Origin of the sequence: Streptomyces antarcticus, assembly GCF_026627255.1 — a bacterium.
Taxonomy (GTDB): Bacteria; Actinomycetota; Actinomycetes; order Streptomycetales; family Streptomycetaceae; genus Streptomyces; species Streptomyces antarcticus.
In genome coordinates, this window is record NZ_JAPNLM010000050.1 from 21,583 (window position 1) to 28,289 (window position 6,707).

Genomic DNA, 6,707 nt, shown 5'->3' on the forward strand with positions numbered 1-6,707 from the left:
CCGCCCCTGGCCACAAAGCCGCGTACCGGTCGAGTGGTGCGCAGCGCGGGCCGTGGTCTGCCGACCGCCACACCCGTTACCGGTGTACCGGTCCGGCCCCGTCCGGACCCCGGCCGGCCGGCCGGGCCCGTCCCGTACGCGCTGACCTTGACCGAGGGAGCTGTCTGCCGATGACGTACCCGCCCCAGGACCTCGGCGAGCCTGGATGTGTGCGTGGCAGGCGTCGTACCGTTCGGGGCCGGTCCGGCCGCGGCATCCGGCTGGGGTCGCCATCCTTGGTTTCGTCCCGTCCTCGCCGCGAGTTGGGGAACGCATGGCTGAGGGGAGTCACCTCAGTGGTGACTCCCCTCAGCCATGCGGCTGGTTCAGAGGCGTGCGTGGCCTGCTGGTGCCGGGACGGTGGCTGCCTGCAGGCCAGTGGCCTGGGTGCTCAGTACTCGCCGTGCTGGTCGGTCTTGTGGTGCTCGCCCTTGTAGTGGTTGTCCTTGTCACCGCCGCCGCTGGCGTTGATGCAGACGTTGCCGAAGGCCGGGTTGAGGGCGCCGACGGCGTTGATGGTGTTGCCGCAGATGTTGACCGGGATGTGGATGGGCACCTGGACGACGTTGCCGGACAGGACGCCGGGGGAGCCGATGGCTGCGCCTTCGGCGGTGGCGTCCGCGGCCGCCAGGCCGGCGCCGCCGGCGAGGATGGCGGCGGCTGAGGCGGTGACCGCTACGGCCGTTGCGATACGCGACATCAAGATCTCCTCATGAATGTGGACCTGCCGCAGGGTGTACGGCATGTGCGCCCGTCCAACGCGCGGGCAGGGAGGCGGTTACGGCCGTTAGGCCGGACCGGTGACATCGAGGCGGCCGTCTCTCCAGTCCTGTCGGCAGGGTGGGTCGAGGTCCGGCCGGGGCTTGTGGTGCGGCGGGGGGACCGGTCGCTCATGCCTGGCCGAGGGCGCGGTAAAACGGGCGGCCCACCGCTCACCGGTGGAAGTGTGAGACCTGGAAGCGTTCGGGGGGCCCGCCGCAGCGGCCGGTCGTCCCCGGGCCACGCGGCGGGCCGGACGGCAGCCGTCCGGCCACGGTCAGGGGGTGCGTTACGGTGTGCCGCGAGGGCCTTTCTGGTCGGTGTAGATGTCGCACTCCGCACGGACCCGGGGGCCCTCACCCGTTCAAGATCCCTCAGCCGAGACCCGCATCACCCGTCCACAACCTCCCCGGACAGAACACCAACCGCATCATCGCCACGTTGCGGACAGGCCACGTCGCACGGCCTGTTCCGGGGCCCCGGAGCCGTGGCCCCCTGCGCCGGGTCGAGCGCACCAGGCCGCTGGGGCCTTGTCTCCTGGGCACAGCCCCGCTGGAGCGGGCTCTCCTCGCCTTGACTCCGTCACTGGTTCTTCAGGACCCCGGGAAGCGGCACAAAACGCAATGCCCCTTGCCGCTCGGCAAGGGGCATTGCGGGGTGCCGCTGTCAGTACTTCGAGCCGAACTTCCAGCCGACCGTGTTGTCGTGGCCCGCGTTGAACAGGTCGCCGCCGGCGACCTGGGTCCAGTCGCCGAAAACGAACGTGTACGAGTCCTGAGGCTGGTAGTTGACATTCACGTCGGCGCTGGCTGCGGACGCACCGCCGAGGACGACGATGCCGGCGGCGAGGACGGTGACAAGAGAACGCACAGATCGCACGAATCCACCTTTGTCGAGCGGGCAAGGAACACCCTAGAAGGTAGGCAGGGGCCGCCTCGGTGTCTCGCCGCCCGCCCGGACGCGGGCAATCTCAACCCGAATGGCCGAACCCCTCGGAGCCTGGGATCCGGAACGTGAGGTGACGGCCGCTGGCACGGGCCGGCATGCCGGGCGGCCTACTGGGCCCAGTCGACGCCGAGGTCGGTCAGGCGCTCGCGCTGCTCGACGGTCAGGCCCTCGCGGCGGATGCCGGTGTTGGACAGCCACACCCCCAGCCGCACCGCGGTCCCGTCCGGCAACTCCTCGGTGTGCGTGCGCGGCACGACGAGGCACCGACAACCCTGCAGCAGGGGTGGTGCACCTGGACCGGTACACCAGCGACCTCTACCTGGACAAACCATCCGACGTGCAGCACTACAGCGTGCTGTACGACCACCTCCAGGCCCGGGCTCTCGACCCTGGCAGCAGCCGCGACTTCATCACCGACGTCACCAAGACGCACATCGACGCGGCAAGCCGCCCCTGAGACCAAGGGCGCTCTTGTGTGGTGCAGACGACCGGTGAGTGGGATGGGAACAGTGCACGGTCTCCAGGGGCCGGCCGCAGTGGTTGGCAATCGGCCCCGAGCCGTGTTCCCCCGACCGGTGCTCAGAGCCAGGCGCCTTCCAGTGTGCGGCAGTCGCGTACCGGCGTACGACCAGCGCTGTTCCCCCATCGATGCCGACGTCGTCCGGGTACCGCGCGCGAGCACCGCATCGGCGTCTTCCAGCTCGGACAACCCTGGGCGAGTTCGAGCGTCCGGGCGACCGCGCCCTGTACCCCGGTGCGGACGGCCGGGTGGGCGTTGGTCTGCAGCTCCGCTGTCAGGTTGGAAACGGCTCAGTGCAGCAGAGGCCGACGTCAGCGGCAACCGATTAACCACTCACGTGCGCGACGCGAAGATGACCCCAACGAAGCCGATCAGGGCGAAGACCAACCCCATGCCGACAAGCATCACCGTCATCCCGCCCACCACGCACGACGCGACCCCGAGCCGCACAGGGGCCCCGTCCACCACCGCCCGCTCGGGCCGGTGCGGCAGATACCGCAGCGGCACCAGGTCCCCCGCCACATAAGGCTGCCGCGCGGCGACTGTGGCCCGTATCTGACGCCCGTCATAGGTCAGGAAGCCCACGATCAGCCGCCGCTGGCTGCTCCCGGACCCGTTCGACGACTGGTGGTGCACCACATACGTCTCCAGGCACCGGCCTTCCGCCATCAGACCGGCCCGCAGCGTCTGCTGGTACTCCGCGGCCTTCCGCCGCATGAAGACGAACGCTCCGATGCCGAAGGCCGCGATGAGCAGTCCCAGCATCCCGAGCACGAGCCCGAAGGCCCCACTTCCAGCGAACATTCCGCATCCCCCCGTTATCCGGCCGACGACTCCCGTGAAGATGCGCCCCCGCACCCCTCCGGTTCCCGCACCGCGCTCACCGGGGCGGGGCGAGCGCCACGTCCTCTACCGCCCTGGCGAACTCCGCACAACAGCACCCCGACGCCATTCCCTCGACAGCCGGACCCTAGACATGCTGAAGGCCGCCCCTTCGCCAACAGGAGCGGCCTCAATACAGCAACCGACTCGCAGTTTGCAGGCCATCCGAGTCGTGTCTGGTGAGGTGACCTCGCCGGGGGTGATGCCCGTGGGCCCTAAGTGGTCGGCTCTGTAAGTCCTTCGGGGGTTGACGGCTGGTCAGGTTGATGCAGGAGCTGCGAGTTGAGGTCTGCAGCGGCGCTGGTCGTATGTCTGCGAGGGGAGTCTCGGTTGGGTGTTGCCGAGGTCAGCTGTAGGCGGCGAGGAAGGCTCTGATCCCGGCGGCTGCGTAGCGGTCGAGTTCGTCCTGTGTGTGCTGCGGGCTTCCGTGGAACATGGCCTTGTTGACGGGGATCCAGAGCAGTAGGCCGGAGAAGTGGTTGGCGGCCAGGTGGGGGTCGGCGATGCGGAGGAGTCCGTGGTCGGCGAGGCGTTGGAAAGTGGTTGCGAGAGTGGCCAGGACGCGTTCGAAGCCCTGCTCGTACCAGGCGGCGCCGAGCTGGGGGAACGTGTCGGCGTTGGCAATGATCAGGCGCCGAAGCTGGAGTACCTCGGGCTGGGTGAGGGCGGTCAGGAACTGGCGGGCCAGGCGGGTGAGGTTCTCTTCGAGGGCGTGGGCGTCGGCCGGGATGTCGGCCACCAGGTCGACCATGGCGTCGACTCGGTCGGTGGTGGCAAGGACGACCTCGGCAAACAGCTTCTCCTTGTCGGTGAAGTGCTTGTAGACGGTCTGCTTGGAGACCGCGGCGAGCTTCGCGATGTCGTCCATGCTGGTCCCGGCGTAGCCCTTGGCCATGAACGCCCTGGTCGCCGCGTCCATGATCGCCTTGCGCTTGCGTGCCGACCGGCCTTCCTCGCTTGCCGTCATGACCCATCCCCTCACCAGTACTGGACAGTCTAGTTTCTTCGTGGCTACTCTAGCGCCCGACTCCGAACGAGTACCAGACCGTCTAGTTCTATCCAGGGGGATTTCATGACTCAGGCCATCGGCACTCCAGCCACTGCCACCATCGTATCGACGACGCGGGCCAAGACCCGGGCTCTGCTTGCCGGTGGCATCGCGGCCGGTCCGCTGTTCCTGGGCACCGGCGCAGTCCAGGGACTCGCCCAAGACGGCTTCGACTTCACCCGCAACGCGATCAGCCAGCTCAGCCTGGGCGACCTGGGATGGATCCAGGTCGCGAGCTTCCTGCTCACCGGCGCGCTGGCCATCGCCGGTGCCGCCGGAATCCGCCACACGCTGCCCGGCACAGCCGAAGGCTGCTGGGCGCCGCGTCTGATCTGCGTGTTCGGCGCCTCGTTCCTTCTCGCCGCGGTATTCACCGCCGACCCGGGCGCCGGATTCCCCGCCGGCACTCCTGAGGCCCCGGCCGCCTCCCTCAGCTGGCACGGCGCCCTCCACATGCTCAGCGCCATGGTGGGCTTCCTCGCCCTGTGCGCATCCTTTCTGGTGCTGGCCCGCCACTTCGCCGCCCTGCGACAGCGAGGCTGGGCCCTGGGCTCCCGCCTGGTGCCGCTCGGTGTCCTCGCGGGGTTCGCCGCGTCCTCCGCCACCGTGCTGGCCTTCACGGCCGGAGCCGCCCTCGGCCTGCTGTGGCTGACCGCAATCACCGCCCGGCTGGCCACCACGATCCCGGCCACGCAGAACTAGCGGCATCCGCCCGGACGTTGGACACAAAGACGACAAGCATGAACTCTTCGAAGCGAACAGGTAGGACAACGCCCATGAGCGCACCGGTGAAGGGCCCCGCCAGCTACTTCCCCTCGATCGAGAAGAAGTACGGCCGCCCGATCGCGGAGTGGAAGGAACTCATCCGCGCCTCGCCCCTGACCAAGCACATGGAACTCGTCACCTGGCTCAAGACCGAGCATGGAATCGGCCACGGCCACGCCAACGCGCTCGTCGCCCACACCCTCGCCGAAGACAGCGGCAAGTAACCGGGCATCTACGCCGTGGGACCTATTCGGGTCCCACGGTACGGACGCTCGGCCTCGGTGCAGTCGTGAATCGTTCCGGGTTCGGTGGAGACTCGATTAGATGAAAGAATCGAGTCATGGCACGTCCTTCCTCCTATCCCCTTGAGCTGCGCAAACGAGCGGTCCGTATGGTCGCCGAAGTTCGTAGTGACTACCCGAACGAGTCGGCCGCGATCAAAGCGGTCGCCGAGAAGCTGGGCATCGGCTCGACCGAGACACTGCGCAAGTGGGTCCGCCAGGACCAGGTCGACTCCGGGCAGAGGCCGGGGACGACGACGGAGGAGTCTGCCCAGCTCAAGGCCCTCAAGAAGGAGAACGCCGAGCTGAAGCGGGCGAACGACATCCTGAAGGCCGCGGCGAGTTTCTTCGCGGCCGAGCTCGACCGGCCACACACACGCTCGTAGCGTTCATCGACGAGCACCGGGACCGCTTCGGCGGCGTCGAGCCGATCTGCAGAACGCTCACCGAGCACGACTGCAAGATCGCCCCCTCTACCTACTACGCCCACCACAAGCGCCTTGCTGAACCGTCCGCGCGAACCGTGCGCGATACGGAACTGAAGGCCCTGATCCACGAGGTTTTCACCACCAACTACCGCGTCTACGGGGCCCGGAAGATCTGGCGCGAGCTGAGCCGGCAGGGCCATGACGTGGCCCGCTGCACCGTCGAACGCCTCATGCGAGAGCTCGGCATCACCGGCGCCGACCGCGGCAAGAAGGTGATCACCACGCTCCCCGACCCGTCCGCCGCACGGGCCCCGGACCTGGTAGACCGGAACTTCGTCGCCACCGCGCCGAACCGCTGCCGGGTGGCCGACTTCACCCACATCACCACCTGGGCCGGCGTCGTCTACGCCGCGTTCGTCGTGGACACTTTCTCCCGCCGTATCGTCGGCTGGTCGGCCGCCACTTCCAAGGAGACCAGGCTCGTCCTGGACGCGCTCGAGATGGCGCTGTGGCAGCGCGACCGCGACGGATACCCGCACCAGCGCGGCGAGTTGATACATCACTCGGACGCCGGATCGCAGTACACGAGTTTCCGGCTCGCCGAACACCTGGACGCCGCCGGCATCGCGGCCTCCATCGGATCAGTCGGCGACGCCTACGACAACGCCCTGATGGAGTCCACGATCGGCCTGTTCAAAACCGAACTGATCAAACCCGGACGGCCCTGGAAAACGCTCTCTCACGTCGAGCTCGCCACCGCCGAATGGGTCGACTGGTACAACCATCGCCGACTTCACGGTGAGATAGGGCACATCCCGCCCGTCGAATACGAAGCCAACCACTACCGATCAACCACGAAACACCAGATCACAGCCAACACCTGAGATCTCTATCGAACCCGGAACGATTCACACGATCGTGCCCCGGGCCCCCTGAGCGGGCACAGACGATCTTGCAGAGAATCCAACCCATTTCCGGAACGCCGACTTCTGCACGACCTGGTGTTCCCTGAGCTGAACCACAGACATTCTCCTGAC

General features: G+C 67.8%; 8 protein-coding genes and 1 pseudogene. 4 read left to right on the plus strand and 5 right to left on the minus strand.

Annotation, left to right across the window (positions count from 1 at the left end):
* Window positions 1–430: 430 nt before the first annotated feature.
* From OTB16_RS37635 to OTB16_RS37645, 3 genes are all read right to left on the minus strand, one after another.
* Entirely contained in the window at window positions 431–739 is a 309-nt protein-coding gene (locus OTB16_RS37635; RefSeq protein ID WP_267727202.1) for a chaplin, read from the minus strand.
* A gap of 725 nt (window positions 740–1,464) precedes the next feature.
* A complete protein-coding gene (locus tag OTB16_RS37640) occupies window positions 1,465–1,677 on the minus strand; it encodes a hypothetical protein (RefSeq protein WP_267727203.1) in 213 nt (70 codons plus the stop codon).
* A 176-nt stretch (window positions 1,678–1,853) separates the two neighbouring features.
* On the minus strand, window positions 1,854–2,000 hold the full coding sequence (locus OTB16_RS37645) for a hypothetical protein (protein ID WP_267727205.1): 147 nt from the start codon (window positions 1,998–2,000) through the stop codon (window positions 1,854–1,856).
* Between the two features lie 26 nt (window positions 2,001–2,026).
* On the opposite strand from OTB16_RS37645, the pseudogene OTB16_RS37650 reads away from it, so the two are divergent.
* Window positions 2,027–2,203: pseudogene (locus tag OTB16_RS37650) on the plus strand (Scr1 family TA system antitoxin-like transcriptional regulator); the annotation flags it as partial.
* 396 nt (window positions 2,204–2,599) lie between these two features.
* Here OTB16_RS37650 and OTB16_RS37655 read toward each other — a convergent pair.
* A complete protein-coding gene (locus OTB16_RS37655) occupies window positions 2,600–3,031 on the minus strand; it encodes a DUF3592 domain-containing protein (RefSeq protein ID WP_267727207.1) in 432 nt (143 codons plus the stop codon).
* Between the two features lie 463 nt (window positions 3,032–3,494).
* A complete protein-coding gene (locus OTB16_RS37660) occupies window positions 3,495–4,115 on the minus strand; it encodes a TetR/AcrR family transcriptional regulator (RefSeq protein ID WP_267727209.1) in 621 nt (206 codons plus the stop codon).
* 105 nt (window positions 4,116–4,220) lie between these two features.
* On the opposite strand from OTB16_RS37660, the gene OTB16_RS37665 reads away from it, so the two are divergent.
* The 3 genes from OTB16_RS37665 (at window position 4,221) to OTB16_RS37675 (ending at window position 6,554) form a co-directional block, all read left to right on the plus strand.
* Entirely contained in the window at window positions 4,221–4,898 is a 678-nt protein-coding gene (locus OTB16_RS37665; RefSeq protein ID WP_267727210.1) for a DUF998 domain-containing protein, read from the plus strand.
* 74 nt (window positions 4,899–4,972) lie between these two features.
* Window positions 4,973–5,185 (plus strand): DUF4287 domain-containing protein, encoded by a 213-nt coding sequence (locus OTB16_RS37670; protein ID WP_267727211.1) that lies wholly within the window; start codon window positions 4,973–4,975, stop codon window positions 5,183–5,185.
* 116 nt (window positions 5,186–5,301) lie between these two features.
* Window positions 5,302–6,554, plus strand: a protein-coding gene (locus OTB16_RS37675; protein ID WP_267727213.1) for an IS3 family transposase whose coding sequence is annotated in 2 segments (ribosomal slippage) — window positions 5,302–5,584 and window positions 5,584–6,554 — 1,254 coding nt in all. Because the reading frame shifts where the segments join, the coding sequence is not laid out codon by codon here.
* Window positions 6,555–6,707: the final 153 nt, after the last annotated feature.